This window comes from Mesorhizobium sp. M0184 (assembly GCF_040322215.1).
In the GTDB taxonomy this organism is placed as follows: domain Bacteria; phylum Pseudomonadota; class Alphaproteobacteria; order Rhizobiales; family Rhizobiaceae; genus Mesorhizobium.
Map to the genome: position 1 here is coordinate 61,008 of NZ_JAMYSZ010000004.1, position 19,312 is coordinate 80,319.

A 19,312-nucleotide genomic window follows, 5' to 3' on the forward strand; every position below is an offset into this window, starting at 1 on the left:
CCATTCAATCGGAGTCCACAATGACGCATACTTCCGACATCACGCGGCCGCCTAAAGACCTGATCGACGCGCTAAGGGAGATCGGCGCCGCGACGGTTGCCGGCACGCTTGGCCACATGGGCTTCCGCAATCCGCACATGGTCGGTCCGGTGGCGCAAAACCACGGGAAGTCGATCGTCGGGCCGGCGCTGACGCTGCAGTTCCTGCCGCAGCGGCCGGACCTCTTCACCGAAGGAGAATATGCCGATCCGGAGACACAGCTGCACCGGCACGTGCTCTATCACGCGCAGGAGGGCGATGTGGTCGTGGTCGACGCGCGCGGCGACATGAGCTCGGGCGTCTTCGGCGATATGATGTCGACGTATTTCAAGGGCAGGGGCGGGGCGGGTATCGTCATCGATGGGTGCATGCGCGACCGGCCCAATGTCGAAAAGCTCGATCTGCCCCTATGGCTGCGCGGCTGGACGCCAAACTATCATGTGCAGACCAGCATCTATCCCAATGCCGTCAACGTTCCGATTGCTTGCGGCGGTGTCACGGTGATCCCCGGCGACATCATCGTCGCCGACGACGACGGGGTGGTGGTGCTTCCCGTCGCAATGGCCCCGAAGGTGATCGAAGAATCACAGAGGCATCACGATTGGGAGGAGTTCTCGCGAGCGAAGCTCATGGAGGGCGGGCCGTTGCAACGTTATTATCCGCTGCATGACGATGCCCGCGGGGAGTACGAGGAGTGGCGCAAAACAAATCGCCTGGAGAACACGAGTTAGTCAGCAGGCCTTGGCGATCAGTTTTGCCAGGCAATCGGCAGCCCCGGTCCCCGGCACGCCGAGATCTCTGACACTGTCCATGTGGTTGCGGTTCGGGAGCACATGCGACGTTACCAACGATCCCTGCCGCAGCAAGCTTGCTTCGAATCGATCGGCTTGCTGATGGAAGGGTGGCGTCTCATTGGCTCCGACCAGAACCGCCGCCTTGGTTTGAGGATCATGCCGACAGGCGAGCGGCGTGAACATGGCGACTTCCTCGTCGGTTATTCCAATCTCGTTGGCGAGAAAGGAATCCTGGAGCGGCTTCAAATCGTAGAGCCCGCTCAACAGAAGGGCTGCCCTTACATTCGAGGGGGTGTGCGCCCCGTCGAACAGGAACGTTGCAAGATGGGCTCCAGCCGAATGACCACTGACGGTCAGGGCCGCCGGGCTTCCGCCATGATCGGCGATGTTGGCCAGGACCCACTGCTTGGCCCGGCGCACCTGGTCGACGATCCTCGCCATTCGGACCTTGGGCATCAGAGCATAATCAAGGATGACGGCAATGGCCCCGGCCTGGGTAATCGTCGTCGCCATATATGAATAGTCGCGCTTGGAGAACATTCTCCAGTAGCCGCCATGGACAAAGATGTGCACCGGAAGCGCCGTTCTTTTGCCCGCGGGAAAGAACAGGTCCATGGTCTCGGTCGGATCCGGTCCGTAGGCCACGTCAGCGGTCATCGCAATGGTGGCGCGGGCGACCTCGCTGCGATCAACGAAGTCCTGCACGATTTCGTCAAAATCCGCGACGTGGTCGCGGATGCGAAAGGGATCGCCTTGCATTCTTCTGCTCACATGCTGATGGCGAGGTATTTCGCCTCCATGAATTCCGCAATGCCGTGATGCTGCCCTCCTTCGCGACCGAGCCCGCTCTGCTTGACGCCGCCGAAGGGGGCTGCCGGATCGGACATCAGCCCGCGGTTGAGAGCAATCATCCCGGCCTCGATCCGGGAGGCCACCCGCATGCCGCGCGCCAGATCGCGCGTGTAGATGTAGGCAGCAAGCCCATATTCGGTGTCATTGGCGCGCGCGATGACCTCGGCCTCCGTTTCGAAGCTCGAGATTGGCGCCACCGGCCCGAATATCTCCTCATGCGCCATCTTTGCGTCGCCCGGCACGTCGCGAAGCACTGTCGGAGGGTAGAAGAAGCCACGTCCGGACAGGACTGAGCCGCCGCACAAGACCCGCGCGCCGCGTGTGACCGCGTCGACGACAAGGCGGTCTATCTTCTCGACCGCCTTTTTCGTGATCATGGGCCCGCATTCCGTGTCCGGGTCGGTGCCGGCGCCGACCTTGAGCGAAGACATCCGCTTCTCGAGGCCCTCGGAGAAGGCTTCGTAGATGCCAGATTGCACGTAGAGGCGGTTTGCGGCCGTGCAGGCCTCGCCGGCGTTGCGCATCTTGGCCACCATTGCGCCATCGAGCGCCGCTTCGAGATCGGCGTCGTCGAACACAATGAACGGTGCGTTGCCGCCGAGTTCCATGGAACACGAGACCACATACCTGGCAGCCTCTGCCAGCAGAGCGCGACCCACACCCGTCGAACCGGTGAAGGAGAGTTTGCGCACTCGCGGATCGGCCAGCATGGCGGCTGTCAAAGGGCCGGGACTGGAGGTTGTCAGGACGTTGACCACCCCCGGTGGAACGCCTGCGTCCTGATAGAGCGCGGCCAGCGCGTAGGCGGTAAGCGGGGTCTCGCTGGCCGGCTTCAGGATCACCGTGCATCCTGCGGCAAGTGCCGGCGCGATCTTGCGCGTCGCCATCGCGGCAGGAAAATTCCAGGGCGTGATCAGGACGCAGATGCCGATCGGTTCGTAGTCGACCACAATGCGGTTGGTGCCGGAAGGCGCAGTACCGAATTCACCGGTAATGCGAACGGCCTCCTCGGCATTCCAACGGAAAAATTCCGCCGCATAAGCGATCTCGCCGCGGGCATCCCGCAGGGCCTTGCCGTTTTCCAGTGCGATGAGAGTAGCCAGTGCCTCCGATCGTTCCGTCATCAGCTCAAAGCAGCGTCTGAGGATCTCGGAGCGCTTTCGCGGCGACGTTGTCCGCCAGCCATGGGCTGCTTTGGCAGCGGCGTCAACGGCGGCGGCCGCGTCCTCCAAGGTCGCATCGGGTACGGCCGCGATGATGGCTTCCGTCGACGGATCAATGACCGGAATTACCCTGCCATCCGCGGACTGCCGCCATTGGCCGCCAATATACAGCCGGTGCGAAATTGTGTGAAAGTCGCTGACGCCCTGATCATCCGACAGAACCTGTGAAAACGTGTTCATCTCGATATTCCCGCTTGTTTACATGACGCAGCTGGCGAGGTCGCCATCAAAGGCGGCCTGGACCAGGCGTCGCATGGACCTCAAATCGAATGGCCGCGGATTGTTCTTGATGAGGCGCTCGATACCGATCGCCTGTTCCGCCGTCCAATCGAGCTTGTCGGCAGGCAGCCCCAGCTCGGCCAACGTGGGGGTGATCCCGATTGCCCCAAACAGCCGACTGACCTCGCCAATGGTCGCGTCGGCCAACTCTTCGGGCGTCCGGCCTTTTCCATCGAGGCAGAGCGCGTTGGCGATCTCGGCCATCTCGGTCGCTGCGGCTGTTCTGTTGTACTTCATGACGAATGGCAGCATGGTGGCGACACCCAATCCGTGAGCGGTGTGGGTTATCGCGCCAACCGGATATTGCACGGCGTGCGCTGCCGCCGTGCCGGCCGTTCCGAACGCGCAGCCGGCTGCAAGTGCACCCATCATGACGTCGGCCCGGGCGTCCTCGTCAGAGGGCCGGCGGTATGCCGTTTCAAGGCTTCGGCCAAGCAGCTTGATCGCCAGCAGGGCGAAATGATCGGTCAAAGCGGTTTTGCCGATAAAGACATGTTTCTGCGGAAGGCCGGGATCGGTCCCCCGCCTGGCGGCGGTGAAGGCCTCGATCGCGTGCGTCAGCGCATCGGCGCCTGCGATCGCCGTCAATCCCGGCGGGCATGTCATCGTCAGCTCAGGGTCGCAGATGGCCGCGGCCGCGATCAGATACGGGCTGGAGATGCCGACCTTCAGCGTGCGATCCGGATCCGAGATCACGGCAACCGGGGTGACTTCAGAGCCGGTGCCGGCTGTCGTCGGCACCGCGATCAGCGGCAGCGTCGGGCCGGGCACCTTGAACTCGCCGTAGTAATCCTGGAGCTGACCGCCGTGGCTGATGAGCAGCGCGGCGCATTTGGCCATGTCGAGACAGCTGCCGCCGCCAATGCCGATCACCATGTCGGGCGCGAACTTCCGTGCTTCCTCGACGCAGACGGCAACGGTGTCCCGGGGGACGTCGGGTAGCACACGGTCATGCACCAGTACGTCTATCGAGGCGGCTCGCAGCCCAGTGACAATCTCTGCGAACGGGCCCGTTGCGGCAAAACGTTCATCGGTGCAGACGAGCGCGCGACGCCCGAGCCTCGCCGCGACAACCGGGATGACGTGGCGTTGGCCCTTCCCGAAGAGGATTTCGCGCGGCAGCCTTATGGCAGTGAAAAGGCTCATGACCTGCATCCTGTGATGATGACTGGATTGGAATGCGAGATGGCGTTCAACTCGGCCCAAAGGCCGGGTTCGATGTAAAACCCGTCTCGCAGCGCGGTTGCGTATCGACGTGCCGAACCATCGCCCGCAACGCTGGCGGTCCGTTCAGCAGGTGAGGAAGCACGGGCTCCCAGGGCGGCACGCTGTTCCAGCAGGGCCACTGCAAATTCGATTGCTTTGTCTCCTAGCTGCCGCAAATGATATCCTCTATAAAATCGTATAGGATATAGGATTGCATTGGCCGGAGCATCGTGTTAGCAACTTGATGTGTCAAGAGGCAAAACATGCAGGCCATGAACTTACCCAGTCTAGACGAAGCGAACCTCGCCGGCGGGCGTATCCAGCGCTCCAGCAGCCTGGTTGAGGACGTCTACGAAGCGATCTTTGCGCAACTCATGTCGCTGAAGATTGCGCCGGGCTCGCGCATCACCGTCGACAGCCTGGTCAAGGAATTCAACGTATCCCACACGCCGATCCGCGAGGCGCTCGGCCGGCTCGAAGGCGAAGGCCTGGTGCTGAAGACGCATCTGATCGGTTACCGCGCTGCGCCGCAGATTACGAAACGACGGTTCGATGAACTCTACGAGCTTCGCCTGCTGCTCGAGCCCCATAGCGCAGCCAAGGCAGCAGTGCTCATGGACGAGGCAAAGCTCGCACAGCTTCAGAAATCGGCCGGCGTCATGGCGCGCCGTGAGGGCAAGGACGAGCGCCTGCGGTATTCCAACTTTGCCCGCCAGGATGCCATTTTCCATGACAAGGTCATGGAATTCGCCAACAACGAGCTCGTGCGCGAGACGCTGGCGCACCAGCATACCCACTTCCACATATTTCGCCTGATGTTCCACTCGCGCGTCACCGAAGAGGCGCTTGACGAGCATGAGGCCATCCTGGCCGCTTTCGCTGCGGCCGATCCTGCCGCTGCCGAGCAGGCGATGCGTCGCCATATCGAGCATTCCCGCGACCGTTTGTTGCTGGCGTTCGACTGAGACTGTCCCGATGTCCCCGTACCCGCCGTTGACGGTCATCACGCCGGTCAGTGCCAACGAAGACTACTTCCCCGATTCACCCTTCTAGAAACTCAAACCTACCAGGCGAGTACAGGTCTCGCCCGGCCGTTGTCACAGGAAAGGAAGTACCATGCCAGGCAAAAAGATCCTGATGCTGACTGGTGAATTCACCGAGGAATACGAAATCTTCGTCTACCAGCAGGCGATGGAAGCGGTGGGCCACACCGTTCACGTCGTGTGCCCAGACAAAAGCGCCGGAGACCTGATCAAAACATCGCTGCACGATTTCGAGGGCGATCAGACCTACACCGAAAAGCTCGGCCACTATGCGCTGATCAACAAGACCTTTTCCGACGCTGAGAAGCAGTTGGAGCAATACCACGCTGTGTACTGCGCCGGCGGCCGTGGCCCCGAATACATCCGCACCGACAAGCGCGTACAGGCGATGGTGCGCCACTTCCACGAAACCAAGAAGCCGATCTTCACGATCTGCCACGGCGTGCAGATCCTGATTGCGGTGGACGGCGTCGTGCGTGGCAAGAAGGTCGGCGCACTGGCGGCTTGCGAGCCCGAAGTGACGCTTGCGGGCGGCATCTACATCGATCTGTCTCCAACGGAGGCATATGTGGATGGCACGATGGTTTCGGCAAAGGGCTGGACGGCGCTTGCAGCGTTCATCCGCGAATGCCTGAAGGTGCTGGGAACGGAGATCCGCCACGCGTAGACCTTTGCTCCGACGCATCCAAAAGGGTGCGTCGGTCCTTGCTGCAGCCTCCGTAGCTTCTGCCGATAGTCTCCCGAGCTGATAAGCTTCCGGAAGGCACGTCCCTTAGATAGCGCGGCCATAACGGTCCCCTCGGCCCTGCGCAACTTTGTCGGTAGTCAAAGGGTGAGGGAAACCAAACTCGCTTACGAGTGATCGGACAACTCGTGTGCTACCTAATCCGGACAACTCATCTGCTTACGACGCTACGAAGTCGCACCGCTGTCGGAAGTCGCACCGCTTGAGTACCCGACGTTGCTGCTCTATATGATGCGTGATGATTGATGCGCACCAGGAGGGCGACATGAGAACCACACTGGCGATCGATGACGACGTCCTGGTTGCGGCCAAGGCCATCGCCCGGCAGCAGGATCGCAGCCTCGGCGAGGTCATCACCGATCTCGCCCGGCGCTCGCTGCGCCGGCCTCAAGCCGGCGGCGAGCGCAACGGGATTCCTCTACTGTCGCCTCGGCCGGATGCACCTCCTGTCACGCTTGAGACGGTCAATGCCCTGCGAGACGAACTGCCTTGACGTTCCTGCTCGATGTCAATGTGCTGATCGCACTGATCGATCCTGGCCACGTCGCCCATGACGACGCGCATGACTGGTTCGAACAGGCCGGCAACGCCGCATGGGCTACGTGTCCCATCACCGAAAACGGCGTCCTGCGCATCGTCGGCAACCAAAGATATCCCAATTCTCCCGGCTCGCCCGCCGTCGTTGCGCAAATCGTTGCCAAGTTGCGGGCTCTGCACGGGCACAGCTTCTGGCCCGACGATGTGAGCCTGGTTGGCTCCGGCGACATCGATGCAGCGAAAATCCTGACCTCGGCACAGGTCACCGATACCTATCTTCTTGCGCTCGCCAAGGCGCGTGGCGGCCAACTTGCGAGCTTTGACCGCAAGCTGTCAGTCGCGGCCGTGAAGGGCGGGAGGTCTGCACTGCACCTGATTCCCACAAGGTAGACCGCCAGGCTCTTTTTGTCTGTTCTGCATCGCCGAACCGCGCAGGTTGAGATAGGCATAGCCGCGCAGCACCATCAGGCCGGTGCGCTCAGGCGCAATGCGCTACCGTTCGTCCAAGGCCACGAGTGTCTCAACATGCCGCCCCTCTTCGATGGTTCGTTCTCCAGCTTCCAGTCAAGGTCGGGCTTGAACCGTTGCGCGGCTGCCTGCGACTGGTACAATGCGTCGGCTTACGAAGCGACGCTGTTGTTTCTTGGCGACGAATGTTTGCTGGGTGATCCATTGCAAGACATCGGTGCTCAGGGGCGCTGGCGGTGTAGTCGCCAATACTTTCGAGACTGGCGCCAGACAGACGCGCCGCACGTTCGTGTCCCACCTTACAACCTCTAGGACCTCGCGACATCGAGCCTATCCGGAGTGGTTCTACCCGCTGGTCGAAGATAAGCCGTTTCTGACCTTCGGCATGCCGCAGGACGTGTTCATCTCGATGGCTGGCGCGGCCGAGTTCACGCTCGGATTCGGGTTGGAGATGCTCCTCCGGGCACCTCAGCTTCTTGGTCTTGACCACCCTCGGTCCAACGTTGAAGCTGCAAGAAGCAGAAATTCGCTGTTTAGCGATTCTTGCCAGGATTCCCCAGGCCCGCGGCCCATCTGGACAGTTCGACCTCGGCCGCGATGCCCTGTCAGCTGAAACGGTTGGCGCGGAAGGTTGCAAGCATGGGATGCGGATTGCCGGAGGCGATTTCTTTGGCAAGCAATTCGCCGACGATCAATCCAAGCGTGGCGCCGCTGTGGCTGAAGGCGACGTGAAGTTCGGCAACGGTCTCGATGGAGCCAAGCACTGGCTCGCCGTCGCCGGGGATGGGCTTCGGGCCAACTGCATAGGTAGCGAGTTGGAGCCGCGGATTGCCCTCGAGCACCGCACTAGCCTCCTCGAGCAGTCCTTTGACGGTCTTGTCGTGCACGGTGTAGGTTCCGTCAGAGTTGACCACGACTTCTTCCTCCGACCACGCCGAATCCAAAACAAGTGCGCCATCCGGCGTCGGGCGAACCGCCACGCGGGGCGTATTCAGCACGGCACGGAGCTCGGTCTTGATCGGCTTGGTCTTCAAGAGAAGTGAAATCGGCGTGGCGTCGGGGACATGGACGCCGATCTCCGCAAGCATGACAGGCGTCGCTGGCCCAACGGCAAGGACCATTGCATCCGCCTTTATCGGCGCACCATCGGCAGTGACGACGCCACGCGCGCGACCACCTGTGGCATCTATCCGCACGCGTCCAGCGTCCTGGATAAGCTTGCCGCCGCGGGAGCGGAATTCATTGAGTAGCAGATCGATCAAGGAGGGCAGGTCGACCCATCCTTCGCCAGGATTGAAGATTGCGCCCTGCGGGGTGATTGCATTGGCATTGACGCCGGGCGTCATTGCACCAACTTCGGCAGGGCCGAGCAGAAGCGCGTCATAACCAATTTCCTGCTCCAGCTGGCAGATGGACGCGATCTGGTTCGACTCATCATCCGCATCCCAGGTGAGGCCGCCGTCAAAGCGAAGCCACGACGCGGTTTCCGGCCTTGTGGCCGCCAGGGTCCGATAACGGTCGATGCCTGCAAGCCTCAAGCGGTGATAGGCAGTGTCGGCACGTCGCGCTGAGTTCAGCCAGGAAAGTGAACGGCCGGATGCACCGTTGGCCGGCGCGCCGTCATTGACAATGGTTACATCAAAGCCAAGACGAGCGAGGTGCAGCGCGGAAGAGGTGCCGAAGATGCCTGCGCCGACAACGACGACTTGGCGCGGTTTTGCAGATGCAGTCATAGGGAAATCCTTCTACGCAGAAGCCGGGCTGGGAGTTGTTGGATCGCTGCAGAGCGCGGCGGAACTAGTAGTCCGTTAGCTTCTTCATGTAGCGCCGGCCATCGAGCATCGGCCGGCCACGCAGGCCGGCCAGCTCATAGGCAAATCGCCATAGAGTGTCGAAGAAGACCAAGGGAACGAGATAGGGTTTGATGTCATCGGACATACCGCTGAGGTCGAGTTCCGCTCCATCTAGCACCAGGATGTTTTCCCGGCTTCCATGTTTGAAAAGGAAGTCGCGGGCGCGTTCGGATAGGCTCCGCGTTTCGTCCAAACCCAGCAAGACCACGAAGCAAGCATCCCGGTCCACCACCTCAAATGGGCCGTGAAAGAACTCGTTGGCGTGTATGGCTTGCGAGTCGTACCACTGCATCTCCATCAACACGCAGATGGCGTAGGAATACGCCGCACCATAGCTTGCACCGCTGGCCAGTGTGTAGATCGTATTGCACGGCGCGAAACGGGGTGCGAAGGCCTTAAACCGGTCGGCATAGGTCCGGTGCGCACGCTCTATCGCCGGCTGAAGATGGCTCAGGCTCATCAGCAGATCGGCGGTCAGTCCGGCATCCTCCCGAGCATCGATTAGGCCGGCGAGCAACATGTAGAGCACGCCGTAGTTGCTGCGGGCTGCTTCGATCGGTTTGCCCGTCGTGTAGGAGGCCTGGTAGGCGACTGCGTGGTCGACCGCCTGCGCGAGGGGCGATATCTGGTCGAGCGTCATGCCGATTGTCGTTGCGCCTCGATCCTTTGCATGATTGGCCGCTCGCACAGTTTCGTGGGTGGTGCCGGTCTGCGAGCAAAGGACAACGAGCGCGTCGGGTCCCAGCCGTCGCGGGTCTCGGCAGACGAACTCATCCGCGTTGTAGATGTCGCAGGCGAATGTGCCGCTGTGACGGTCGACGAAGTATTTGCCTGCCATCATGATCGAGAGCGAGCCGCCGCACGCCACGAGGAATAGGTGCGAAAACCGCCTGCCCGCCGTAGCGGTCAGGGCGCGTTCCACGTCGGCGGGCAGGGCGGAAATCATGAGCTTCCTCGTCTCGTTGGCAGAGCTGCGGGCCGGCGCACAATTGACAGATGGCAGCCAGTGTGCGAACGTTATCACATCCTTTAAACTGAAAGTCCTGCAATGGTCAAGATTGCCGCGATAGGCGATAACGTGGTCGATTGTTATCTTGCTCGCGGCGAGATGTATCCTGGTGGAAATTGCCTCAATGTCTCGGTCTATGTCAGCCGCTTCGGCGGGCGATCGGCCTATGTCGGAGCGATCGGCAAAGACCGGGCGGGGGACCTTATCTGCACTGCACTGGCGTCGGAGCGCGTGGACATCACCCGATTACGGCGCCTCGAGGGGCCGACCGCTTACTGCCTCATAGGTCACCGCAACGCCGATCGGATTTTCCTGGACTTCGATCTCGGAGTTTCGGTGTTTACGCCGACGCAAGAAGATCTGGATTTTCTCTCGAGCTTTCAGGCCGTCCACATCGGCCAGTCCAGCGGGTTAGACCCGTGGGTTGCCGCTGTATCGAGTAAGTCCCTGCTGTCTTACGACTTTTCTACGCGGCGGGAACCGGGACATCGACGCGAGATTGGGCCCTATTGCTATCTGGCTTCCGTCTCGGGTGACGGTCTCGACGACAACGAATTGGCCGCAATCGCAGCCGAACTCCTTGGATATGGTTCAAAGTGGGTCCTTGTGACTCGTGGCCGAGCCGGCGCGGTGCTTCACGCCGACACGGTCTCTTACCGCACCCAGGCGCGGCTGGTCGAACCGGTCGACACCCTGGGCGCGGGCGACACCTTCATCGCCAGAACGCTATTCGGCCTGCTTAAGGAAGAGGCGCCTCAAGACATTCTCGGCCATGCCGCGGAGGCGGCGGCCGCTACCTGCCGGTACTACGGGGCGATCGGCCATGCGACAGCAATCGAGTTAGGAAAGATGACGCCGGAGATCCTTCGCGGAGCTCGGCACGCTCAAGACTGGAAAACCGTCTAGCAGCGAAATTCTCCGAAACAATTGACGCGAGAAATGGACAATGCTAGAGGAAATGATAACGTTCTCACCTATCTGGCCAAAACGCCACCTAAGAGCGTTTTGATGGATGAGACGTCGAGTGGGATCGCAGGGCCGAGTTCGGCCAATCGTAAGAGGAGAAGACATGCACACGAATTCGAGCAGGCGCCAACTTGTGAAATCCGGTCTGGCGCTGACGATCGCGCTGTTGACAGGACTTGGCACGTTGGCCTCGTCAACGCAGGCAAACGCGGCCGACAACCCCTACAACCTCATCGACCCGACGGTGATCAGCGTCGGAACCATGGGCGATGCGAAACCCTATGTCTTCACCGACGCCAACGGTAACTTCACTGGCTTCGACGCTGAACTCTTCCGCGATGTGGCGCGCCGGCTCGGGTTCAAGGAGGAACAGGTCGTTTTCACCGGCCAGGAATTCTCGGCGCTGCTGCCGTCGGTTGCCAACGGCCGGTTCGACGTCGCTGTCGCCGCCATCGGCACGACCGCGGAGCGCAAGAAGACCGTGGATTTTGGCGACGGCTATCTCGCCGGCTACCTGTCGATCATTTCGGCTGATCCGGCACTGACGAGCAATGAGAGCACCGCCGGAAAGCGCATCGGCGTGATCCAGGGAACGCTGCAGGAAATCTATGCCGAGAAGAATCTGAAGGGCGACATTGTCAAATTCCCCGACAACAACACTGCGGTGGCGGCGCTGAATAACGGGACGATCGACGGCCATTTCACTGACTATGAGTCGGCCAAGCAGTATGTGGAGCGCTACAAGAACCTGAAGATAACAATGAATGTGCCGTCCTTCGATGCGCCAGCCGGGTTCGTGGTCAAGAAAGGCAACGATGCCTTCCGCGAGGCGCTCAACAAGGCGCTGCGCCAGGCCATGGACGATGGCACCTGGAAACGGCTGCATGAGAAGTGGTTCCCGGGCACTCCGATGCCGGATCAATATCTGCCCAAGAAGTAAATTCGCGCGTATTCATTTTCGTTTCCGGCCGGGCCCGTGAGCAACGGTGCCCGGCCGAGTCATAGATGGACTTGATATGAGCTGGTTCGATACCTTCGCCCGCAGCTTCCTTGATTTCCAGGCGATGGCAGAAGTTCTGCCAAACATGGTGATGGTCGGCCTCAAGAACACTTTGATCCTGGCCCTTGCCTCGACGTTTTTCGGGACGCTGATCGGTATCGTCCTCGCAGTCATGGGGATTTCAGAGAACCGGCCGCTGAAACTCCTTGCGCGGGTCTACACCGATATCTTCCGCGGGCTTCCTGCTATTGTCACGATCCTGATCATTGGCCAAGGCTTCGCGCGGTTGGGCCGAGATCTGTTCGGTCCGTCGCCTTATCCGCTGGGCATTCTGGCGCTCAGCCTGATCGCCGGCGCCTATATCGGAGAGATTTTCCGCGCCGGCATCCAGAGCGTCGAGCGTGGTCAGATCGACGCCACCCGCACTCTCGGTATGACGTATGGCCAAGGCATGCGCCTGGTGGTGATCCCGCAAGGCATCCGCCGCGTCCTGCCCGCACTGGTCAACCAGTTCATTGGCAACGTCAAAGACTCCAGCCTGGTCTATTTCCTTGGTCTGCTCGCCTCCGAACGCGAACTGTTCCGCGTTGGCCAGGACCAGGCCGTGCTGACCGGCAACCTGTCGCCGCTGTTGCTGGCCGGCGTGTTCTATCTCGTGATCACGGTGCCGCTGACCCACCTCGTCAATTACATCGACGCGCGCATGCGCGTCGGCAAACGTATCACCGCTGTGCAGAGCGGCCTCAAGGAAGTCGCCGAGCTTGCCGAAGCCGGCGTGCCGGGCGCAGCGAAATTGCCCGCAGCGGCGCCCACCCGCTTCAAGGGCGGCGGCATCGAGGTCAAGAACATCGACATGGCCTACGGCGCCGTCCAGGTGCTCCATGACGTCAGTCTGAAGGTCGAGCCCGGGACCGTCACCTGCCTCGTCGGTCCGTCCGGCTCGGGCAAGTCGACCTTGCTGCGTTGCCTCAACCGCCTCGTAGAGTGTCGAGCCGGTGACATTCTGCTCGATGGCGAAAGCATCTACAAACAGACCCCTGACCAACTCCGCCGGCGCGTCGGCATGGTTTTCCAGCAGTTCAATCTGTTTCCCGACCGCAGCGCCCTCGCCAACATCACCCTGGCGCTGCGCAAAGTAAAACGCATGTCGCGCGAGGAGGCTGAGGGGGCGGCCTTAGCGAGGCTGCATGAAGTCGGACTGCTGGAGCGCAAAGACCATCGGCCGGCCAATCTCTCGGGCGGGCAACAGCAGCGGGTGGCTATCGCGCGCGCCCTGGCCCTCGAACCCGAAATCATGCTGTTCGACGAAGTCACCAGTGCCCTCGATCCGGAATTGGTCAAAGGTGTCCTGAACTTGATGGCCGATCTCGGGCGGGGCGGGATGACGATGGTGGTCGTTACGCACGAGATGAACTTCGCTCGCAAGGTCGCGAACCAGGTCGTATTCATGGACGAGGGGCGGATAGTCGAGGCAGGCCGACCAGAGGATCTATTCGACAATCCGCAAAGCCCGCGTCTTCGGCGCTTTCTGTCAGAGGTGCTGTGATTGCAATGGTGTGCGCAACGGCGGGTGTTGCGGTGTTCGGCCTTGCGGGGCGGGCTTAACTGCCGCTAGGTCGCGCGCATGGGCGGCGGGGTTTGCCGAGTGACTCAAAGATCGTCGAAAAACGCAACTATCATAGAGGTCGCTCGCCGGGCCGGGGTGAGTTCCGCCACCGCCGGGCGTGTCCTTGGTGGCTACGGCTACAGCAGCTCCGAGGTTCAGGAGAAGGTGCGCGCCGCCGCAGCTGCGCTGGGCTATCGCCCCAATCGCCTGGCCAAAGGCCTGATCACCGGTAAGACGCAGACTATCGGAGTTGTGGTTGGCGACATCGAAAGCCCATTCTACGCCAGCGTGCTGCGCGGAATAGGGGATGTCGCGCGCGGTGGCGGCTTCGGGGTTATCGTTACGAATAGTGACGAAAATGCCGACCTCGAGCGAGAGGCGGTGCAGTTGCTGCTGGAAAAGCAGGTCGATGGGTTGATCGTCTCATCGACCTTCGTGGACGAGCCGGATCATCTTCGTGAAGCAGTCGCGGCCCGCTGCCCCGTCGTGCAGTTCGACCGCATAGTGGCGGGCCTGGAAACCGATTCAGTCGTGGTCGACAACGTTTCTGTAACGCGTAACAGCATCGCGGCCATGATCGCCGCCGGACACAGCCGCATCGGAATACTGGCGGAACTCGGGCCGGGCCACCGCGATGATGTTGGCTCCTTTGTGGCGAACGTTGATCTCTCCAGCTTCGATGTTCGCTACCATCATCCAAGCTGGCAACGATTGTTGGGTTATCTCGAAGCCCATCGTGCCGCAGGTATCGACCCGGATCTGCGGTTGATCCGCCGCGTAGCGGTCTATTCTAGCGAGGCAGCTCGCAAGGAGGCGCTCGATCTGCTGACAATGCGCAATACGCCGTCCGCTCTATTTACCGCCGATGGTGTGATGTCGACAGGCGTTCTGGAGGCGACTTCCGCACTAAAGCTTGCGATTCCAGGAGACGTTTCGCTGCTTTGCTTCGACGATCTCGATTGGATGCAGTTCGTGGCCCAGGGTATCACAGCCATCGCCCAGCCGGCGCATTTGATCGGGGCGGCGGCAGCGGAGCTTCTGTTGAAGAGGTTGGCGGAGGCCACGTTACCCTTCGAGCATCGTGTCCTGGCAGCCCAGATCGTGGAACGAAATTCCATTGCCGTGCATGGCCAATCGTAGGTTGGATCATCCGAGGTCCCGCAGCAGGTGCGTCCCTGACATTTCAAGCTGTGGTTGCGTTGACCCAAAACGGTCGTGCTTCATTCTGGAAAACATCGACAAGTTAGTTTGAAATCGCTCACCTGGAACCGACGCGCCATTTTCGGTTTACACTGCGAACGCCAGCAGCCGGGCGGGTCGAGGGACGGAGAGGGCAGGGCGCGGTCGAAGGCAAACAAACAACGAGCATCGCCGCGCAGTGCGGGGATAGCGATCCTTTGCCGTCGGCCGGTTTTCTGAGAGCATCACAGAGTACGCACAATCCGGGAGCCGATATATTCCATGCCAACAAGAACCGATGTTAGTGAACCGCGCCGGTGGTTTGCCGAAGACCTGCGTGTCTCATCGCCTGTCTTGCACAACCCTGCAGTCATCGAGGCCTTCGCAAAGGTTCCGCGCGAACAGTACCTTGGCAACGGGCCTTGGCGTATCCATTCGAGATTGCAAATCGGGGCGGTCCATACCAGCCCTTCAGCCGCACTTCACGAGATTTACCACGACGTTCTGGTCTCGCTTGACGAAAAGCGCGGATTAAACAGCGGGTTGCCGTCGCTTTGGGCATTGGTTTTCGACCATCTGAACGTCGCCGCCGGCCAGACTGTCCTTCAGGTGGGTGCTGGTGTCGGCTATTTCACCGCCATCCTCGCTGAACTGACGGGTTCTGAAGGGCGCGTGATTGCATATGAGATCGACGAAGAACTGGCCCGGCGAGCGCAAAGCAATCTTGCTCATTATGCCCATGTAGAAGTGATATCCGGTGATGCAACGCAGGCAGTCGATCTGCCAAACCTCGATGTCGTGGCCGCCTTTGCCGGAGTGACGCACGTGCCGGAACGGTGGCTTTCAAATTTGTCCGACAAGGGTCGGATGGCGCTGCCGTTCACAGGTGAAGACCAACGAGGCTTCATGATGCTTCTGGAAAGGGCTGGCTGTGCGTTTCCTGTAAGATCACTTATGCCATGCGGGTTTTACCCCTGCAGCGGAGCTAGGCGCAGTGACGAAGAAAAGGCGTTGATGGCCGCTCTAAAGGCTGCGCGAGGCAAGGTCACTGGTCTCGCGCAATACCATCGAGGACGACCAGCAAATCGCCTCGAGAACGCTTGGCTAGTTGCCGACGCATATTGGATTTCGAAAGCCTAGAGATCGATATCAATCTCGCGGGTCACCGTCGTAGGGTGTGGCACGCATTGAAGGGCGTTGCACGAAGGATCTATACCGTCAGTCGTGGCCTCCCCTGCAAGAAGTCGGGTAATCTCCGGAATTCCAGCCAGCTTAGACAAGTGGCGAGCGCGATGTGGCCGACATGGAGCGGCGCGTCGATTCGACCTCGCGTTCCACAAAGTTATAGAATTCGATGAGCTTCATCGTCATGCCTGCGCCCAAGGCAGGGTAACGCAGATGTTCAGGGCGGCGCTCGTTTCCCAGCGGATGGAAATGCCTGCGTCGCACATGCCGCCGGCGAGCGCCTGGAGGCGCAAGGCGGACCATTTTGCTCGCCCTCTTTCGGGGATGAGCCGACGACTGCTTTCGAGATCGTCGAGATAGCCGCAGATTACGCTCGAATCGAAGATCGTATAACCGTCATTGAGAACGAGAACGGGCACTTTGCCAAGCGGATTGATCGCAAACACATCCTCGTTGTGATTGATGGGGCTCGTCCTCCTCCAGAGCGTGACCTCCAGTATCTTGGAGGCTCTGGAGTGACCAGACAGAGCCGTTTTGAGCAGGGCAGCCTTTCGGGGTTTCAGACAACCCCAGAGTAAATGAACGAAAGTTCCGTTCGTTCGAATGATGACAAGTAAGGAAATAGGAGACAGGCTTTACGCCTTATTCGGTGCCTTGGCGTTGCCGAGGGTGCTTCACTAGCATTGATCCAGCGCCGCGCGCGTAAGTGGAGAATACAATAGCGGTGAGGGCCGCGGTCGGTGAGGTTCAGTGATGAATCATCTGCAGATACGCGGCAGGGGGTGTAGCGCCATGCTATCCCTCGTTCCGTTATGCCTTGTTCTGCTGTCGGCATCTCCGGCAAATAGTCAGTTGGCGCCCGAAGCGTCAGCTGTTGCCGCAGCTAACGACAGCTCGTCGGTCGTGGTTTCCGAACACACCGAGGTCGACAAAGAACCGGGCAAGCCGCAACCGAGCGCGCTCGGATCCTATATATCTAGAGAGCTGGTGCTCAGCGAAACACAGGCACTCAAGGAGGGCGCGCAAACGCCGCTCGGCGAGCATGAGGAGGCTTTACGCCGCGAATTGGCCGCAGCACGAGCGGAGCTAGGCGTTATGCAGCGCGGCGCACGTGACCTAAGCGCCCAGGCACACGTACTGGCAGACACGGTGGCTCAGCAAGCACAAGCCCTAAAAGAGCAGCAGCGAACAGACGAAGCGCTCGCCCTCGATCTGGAGACGGCGCAGCGCGTTATCGAAAGCTACAGGGCCGAAGCCAGTCTCTGGAACAGCGAGAAGGCTGCCACGCTTGGAGCGCACCCCTCTATGGAAGTCTCTCAGCTTGCTGCCAAGCGAGCGCTTGATGACGAGCGGCACAAGGTTGAGCTCTTGGAACAAGAACTTACTACGGCTCGCCAAACGATCGATGCTCTTAAGACAGGCGCAAATCTGGCAGCCGTCGAGCAGGCCAACGCCATAAGGGACCGACAGGTGGCCGAGGCCGCTGTAAAGCAAGCTCGAGAAGCACTCGAACTGGGACGCGAACGAGCAGATTCAGCTGTACGAGGCCTCGCCATCGTTCGCATGGAACGCGATGCTTTAAAGCAGAACTCGATAGAATTGAGTGCGGCGCTGGACCAAGAGCGTGAAAGGGCTATCGGTCTAGCCCGCAGCCTCAGTGCCGCGCGTGAGGCAATTGATATTGTCAAGGGCAAGCGTCGCACTGCAGCTGTGGAGCGCGCGCCGAAAGCACGTACCCCCGCGAGTGCACTTGCAAGTAGGTTATCGCGTCCGGGCTCCCAACCAGTCCGTAAACCGGGCTTGCCGGAAAAACAGAAAGTGAAGGTCCAAAAGTCACCGCAACCTGTTCTGCTGTCAACCATCGCTCTTCCCGCCGCATTGCTCCCAACGCGACCACCGAAAAAGCTCGACCTAGGCCAGTGAAGAATAGTGAGCGAAATGTATGCCGCAGGGGAGTATGATAATGAAAAAATACGTCGCAGCCGCGTTGACGATCGGGATCGCAATCGGGCCTGCCTCGGCTCTTGATGCAGGTGTAGGCGCCAATGTTGGCGGTGCCGGGGTCGGTGCTGGAGTGAGCGCCGGTTCGCAAGGCGTATCTGTGGGGGTGGGCACGAGCGTCGACGGTGTAGGCGGAGCAAGCGTTGGAGCTTCGGTCGGCGCAGATGACGGCTCAGTCGACGCAAGCGTTAGTGCCAGCGGCACTGTAGGTGATACAAGCGGAGGGATTTCGACGGATGTCGGTGTGGGCGACGATCCAGCCGCCGAAAACGAATCGGTTACCGCTCCCGGTAGTCCGGCCGCAGCCACCACAGCCACTGCCTCTGCCAAGACCGCCAGGCAATCGATCGTCCTGCCACCCGTCCTCCTGCCCTCTAAACCTGGTGACGGTGGTTCCGAGCGGGTCACCAAGGGCTATCCCGCTGAGTTTCTGGCACCGCTGAAAGCGAAAACCGGTACGCCAGCCGCAGTGGTGCGTGCCTGCCGCGCGGCGATCGTGTCCGCTGCGACGCCGCTTGGCGCCGTCCGTGTCCACGCGGTAAGCGCAGGTGCCTTGCGTCAACGTCAAGGCGCACTCACGGCGCCGATCGAGGTGCGAATAGACTACGCTAGACAAGGTGGCATCGAAGTCCGGCAGGCGCAAGTCAGTTGTCGCCTCGATGCGTCGGGCAGGGTCACTGCAATAATATAGCAGCCAAGCCTGTAAGAGGGACACACGGCGCTTAGCCGAGGTCGCTCGTGTTGGCTCGGTGATCAACCAGTGCCCGCGAGTGTGAGTTCCTAGCCTCGACCTGTGGCCCCGCGCGCGGGCGTACTGGTCGCAAGACCTATCAAGAAGCGGACTCGCTGATATCGGAACAATCCTGACGAAGCATCGCAGCCTTTGTCCCTAGACGGTGCGCCTCCCGTGCCCAAGCCCTCTTGGCGCACCGCCCAGGTGATCGTCATGACCAATGACAACCATGCTGTCCCCCAGTCGTCGGGTTGGGCAGGAACGGCTTGCGAACGCCGCGACATCGTCCATCTCGCGCGTCCCTTCATGGCATGCCTTGCAGGTAGTCACTTCCCGCCCTTCGGTCGCCACTTGCCATCGAACAGACCCGTGGCGGCACGTGGTCGATGTCGACGCGGCGAGCCGATCCGGCACAATAGATGCAGAACGGCTGCTGGCTGCGTAACTTCTGGCTCAGGCTCACGATGTTGGGTTCCAACTTCTCTGACGGGGATTGTTAGGGCCTCGCCAGTGGGAAACGAAGGGCGCGCGGGGGGCCTCGCGCGAGCCAGTTATCCGATCACCCGCCCAGATTTTTGTATCAAACATTCTGGC

General features: G+C 60.7%; 18 protein-coding genes. 12 read left to right on the top strand and 6 right to left on the bottom strand.

Annotated elements, in window-relative coordinates; translation table 11 throughout:
* The first annotated feature begins 20 nt into the window (after nucleotides 1-20).
* Nucleotides 21-770: a ribonuclease activity regulator RraA gene (locus NKJ23_RS07155; RefSeq protein ID WP_352679437.1), complete on the top strand. Its 750-nt coding sequence runs from the start codon at nucleotides 21-23 to the stop codon at nucleotides 768-770.
* Here NKJ23_RS07155 and NKJ23_RS07160 read toward each other — a convergent pair whose 3' ends face one another.
* Genes NKJ23_RS07160 through NKJ23_RS07170 form a run of 3 tightly spaced genes read right to left on the bottom strand, consistent with a single transcriptional unit; the run spans nucleotide 771 to nucleotide 4,333 of the window.
* Entirely contained in the window at nucleotides 771-1,592 is an 822-nt protein-coding gene (locus NKJ23_RS07160) for an alpha/beta hydrolase (protein WP_352679439.1), read from the bottom strand. It lies immediately after the preceding gene.
* Between the two features lie 8 nt (nucleotides 1,593-1,600).
* Nucleotides 1,601-3,088, bottom strand: coding sequence for an NAD-dependent succinate-semialdehyde dehydrogenase (locus tag NKJ23_RS07165; RefSeq protein ID WP_352679440.1), 1,488 nt, complete (start codon nucleotides 3,086-3,088; stop codon nucleotides 1,601-1,603).
* An 18-nt stretch (nucleotides 3,089-3,106) separates the two neighbouring features.
* Nucleotides 3,107-4,333, bottom strand: a complete 1,227-nt coding sequence (locus NKJ23_RS07170; protein WP_352679442.1) for an iron-containing alcohol dehydrogenase — start codon at nucleotides 4,331-4,333, stop codon at nucleotides 3,107-3,109.
* 323 nt (nucleotides 4,334-4,656) lie between these two features.
* Between NKJ23_RS07170 and NKJ23_RS07175 the strand changes: the two genes are divergently transcribed.
* The 4 genes from NKJ23_RS07175 (at nucleotide 4,657) to NKJ23_RS07190 (ending at nucleotide 7,108) form a co-directional block, all read left to right on the top strand.
* A complete protein-coding gene (locus tag NKJ23_RS07175) occupies nucleotides 4,657-5,358 on the top strand; it encodes a GntR family transcriptional regulator (RefSeq protein WP_352679444.1) in 702 nt (233 codons plus the stop codon).
* A 151-nt stretch (nucleotides 5,359-5,509) separates the two neighbouring features.
* Entirely contained in the window at nucleotides 5,510-6,103 is a 594-nt protein-coding gene (locus NKJ23_RS07180; protein WP_023679265.1) for a DJ-1/PfpI family protein, read from the top strand.
* 343 nt (nucleotides 6,104-6,446) lie between these two features.
* Entirely contained in the window at nucleotides 6,447-6,674 is a 228-nt protein-coding gene (locus tag NKJ23_RS07185) for a hypothetical protein (RefSeq protein ID WP_023679266.1), read from the top strand.
* Nucleotides 6,671-7,108: a TA system VapC family ribonuclease toxin gene (locus NKJ23_RS07190; protein WP_352679446.1), complete on the top strand. Its 438-nt coding sequence runs from the start codon at nucleotides 6,671-6,673 to the stop codon at nucleotides 7,106-7,108. The genes NKJ23_RS07185 and NKJ23_RS07190 overlap by 4 nt, the downstream gene beginning before the upstream one ends.
* Nucleotides 7,109-7,791: 683 nt before the next feature.
* Here the strand turns inward: NKJ23_RS07190 and NKJ23_RS07195 are convergent.
* Together NKJ23_RS07195 and NKJ23_RS07200 are read right to left on the bottom strand one after the other, a co-directional pair.
* Complete coding sequence (locus tag NKJ23_RS07195; protein WP_352679449.1) at nucleotides 7,792-8,919, bottom strand: NAD(P)/FAD-dependent oxidoreductase; 1,128 nt, start codon at nucleotides 8,917-8,919, stop codon at nucleotides 7,792-7,794.
* 64 nt (nucleotides 8,920-8,983) lie between these two features.
* Nucleotides 8,984-9,985, bottom strand: coding sequence for an SIS domain-containing protein (locus NKJ23_RS07200; protein ID WP_352679452.1), 1,002 nt, complete (start codon nucleotides 9,983-9,985; stop codon nucleotides 8,984-8,986).
* Between the two features lie 102 nt (nucleotides 9,986-10,087).
* Between NKJ23_RS07200 and NKJ23_RS07205 the strand changes: the two genes are divergently transcribed.
* The 5 genes from NKJ23_RS07205 to NKJ23_RS07225 all read left to right on the top strand — a co-directional run bounded on the left by NKJ23_RS07205 (nucleotide 10,088) and on the right by NKJ23_RS07225 (nucleotide 15,939).
* The gene (locus NKJ23_RS07205) at nucleotides 10,088-10,954 is read left to right on the top strand and encodes a PfkB family carbohydrate kinase (protein WP_352679454.1); all 867 of its coding nucleotides are present in this window, start codon (nucleotides 10,088-10,090) and stop codon (nucleotides 10,952-10,954) included.
* Between the two features lie 163 nt (nucleotides 10,955-11,117).
* Complete coding sequence (locus NKJ23_RS07210; RefSeq protein WP_352637498.1) at nucleotides 11,118-11,954, top strand: ABC transporter substrate-binding protein; 837 nt, start codon at nucleotides 11,118-11,120, stop codon at nucleotides 11,952-11,954.
* A 76-nt stretch (nucleotides 11,955-12,030) separates the two neighbouring features.
* Nucleotides 12,031-13,560 (top strand): amino acid ABC transporter permease/ATP-binding protein, encoded by a 1,530-nt coding sequence (locus NKJ23_RS07215; protein ID WP_352645727.1) that lies wholly within the window; start codon nucleotides 12,031-12,033, stop codon nucleotides 13,558-13,560.
* A gap of 78 nt (nucleotides 13,561-13,638) precedes the next feature.
* On the top strand, nucleotides 13,639-14,760 hold the full coding sequence (locus NKJ23_RS07220) for a LacI family DNA-binding transcriptional regulator (RefSeq protein ID WP_352645729.1): 1,122 nt from the start codon (nucleotides 13,639-13,641) through the stop codon (nucleotides 14,758-14,760).
* A 321-nt stretch (nucleotides 14,761-15,081) separates the two neighbouring features.
* Nucleotides 15,082-15,939: a protein-L-isoaspartate O-methyltransferase family protein gene (locus NKJ23_RS07225; protein WP_352645731.1), complete on the top strand. Its 858-nt coding sequence runs from the start codon at nucleotides 15,082-15,084 to the stop codon at nucleotides 15,937-15,939.
* A 227-nt stretch (nucleotides 15,940-16,166) separates the two neighbouring features.
* On the opposite strand, the gene NKJ23_RS07230 is transcribed toward NKJ23_RS07225, so the two are convergent.
* Complete coding sequence (locus NKJ23_RS07230) at nucleotides 16,167-16,430, bottom strand: glutathione S-transferase N-terminal domain-containing protein (RefSeq protein ID WP_352569929.1); 264 nt, start codon at nucleotides 16,428-16,430, stop codon at nucleotides 16,167-16,169.
* Between the two features lie 307 nt (nucleotides 16,431-16,737).
* On the opposite strand from NKJ23_RS07230, the gene NKJ23_RS07235 reads away from it, so the two are divergent.
* Both NKJ23_RS07235 and NKJ23_RS07240 read left to right on the top strand, forming a co-directional pair.
* Nucleotides 16,738-17,907, top strand: coding sequence for a coiled-coil domain-containing protein (locus NKJ23_RS07235; RefSeq protein ID WP_352679458.1), 1,170 nt, complete (start codon nucleotides 16,738-16,740; stop codon nucleotides 17,905-17,907).
* 40 nt (nucleotides 17,908-17,947) lie between these two features.
* A complete protein-coding gene (locus NKJ23_RS07240) occupies nucleotides 17,948-18,676 on the top strand; it encodes a hypothetical protein (RefSeq protein WP_352679461.1) in 729 nt (242 codons plus the stop codon).
* Nucleotides 18,677-19,312: the final 636 nt, after the last annotated feature.

Excerpts from the sequence above, each read along its gene's own strand:
- NKJ23_RS07155 (WP_352679437.1), top strand. The coding sequence starts at position 21 with ATGACGCATACTTCCGACATCACGCGGCCGCCTAAAGACCTGATCGAC.
- NKJ23_RS07160 (WP_352679439.1), bottom strand. The coding sequence starts at position 1,592 with ATGCAAGGCGATCCCTTTCGCATCCGCGACCACGTCGCGGATTTTGAC.
- NKJ23_RS07165 (WP_352679440.1), bottom strand. The coding sequence starts at position 3,088 with ATGAACACGTTTTCACAGGTTCTGTCGGATGATCAGGGCGTCAGCGAC.
- NKJ23_RS07170 (WP_352679442.1), bottom strand. The coding sequence starts at position 4,333 with ATGAGCCTTTTCACTGCCATAAGGCTGCCGCGCGAAATCCTCTTCGGG.
- NKJ23_RS07175 (WP_352679444.1), top strand. The coding sequence starts at position 4,657 with ATGCAGGCCATGAACTTACCCAGTCTAGACGAAGCGAACCTCGCCGGC.
- NKJ23_RS07180 (WP_023679265.1), top strand. The coding sequence starts at position 5,510 with ATGCCAGGCAAAAAGATCCTGATGCTGACTGGTGAATTCACCGAGGAA.
- NKJ23_RS07185 (WP_023679266.1), top strand. The coding sequence starts at position 6,447 with ATGAGAACCACACTGGCGATCGATGACGACGTCCTGGTTGCGGCCAAG.
- NKJ23_RS07195 (WP_352679449.1), bottom strand. The coding sequence starts at position 8,919 with ATGACTGCATCTGCAAAACCGCGCCAAGTCGTCGTTGTCGGCGCAGGC.
- NKJ23_RS07200 (WP_352679452.1), bottom strand. The coding sequence starts at position 9,985 with ATGATTTCCGCCCTGCCCGCCGACGTGGAACGCGCCCTGACCGCTACG.
- NKJ23_RS07205 (WP_352679454.1), top strand. The coding sequence starts at position 10,088 with ATGGTCAAGATTGCCGCGATAGGCGATAACGTGGTCGATTGTTATCTT.
- NKJ23_RS07210 (WP_352637498.1), top strand. The coding sequence starts at position 11,118 with ATGCACACGAATTCGAGCAGGCGCCAACTTGTGAAATCCGGTCTGGCG.
- NKJ23_RS07215 (WP_352645727.1), top strand. The coding sequence starts at position 12,031 with ATGAGCTGGTTCGATACCTTCGCCCGCAGCTTCCTTGATTTCCAGGCG.
- NKJ23_RS07220 (WP_352645729.1), top strand. The coding sequence starts at position 13,639 with ATGGGCGGCGGGGTTTGCCGAGTGACTCAAAGATCGTCGAAAAACGCA.
- NKJ23_RS07225 (WP_352645731.1), top strand. The coding sequence starts at position 15,082 with ATGCCAACAAGAACCGATGTTAGTGAACCGCGCCGGTGGTTTGCCGAA.
- NKJ23_RS07235 (WP_352679458.1), top strand. The coding sequence starts at position 16,738 with ATGAATCATCTGCAGATACGCGGCAGGGGGTGTAGCGCCATGCTATCC.
- NKJ23_RS07240 (WP_352679461.1), top strand. The coding sequence starts at position 17,948 with ATGAAAAAATACGTCGCAGCCGCGTTGACGATCGGGATCGCAATCGGG.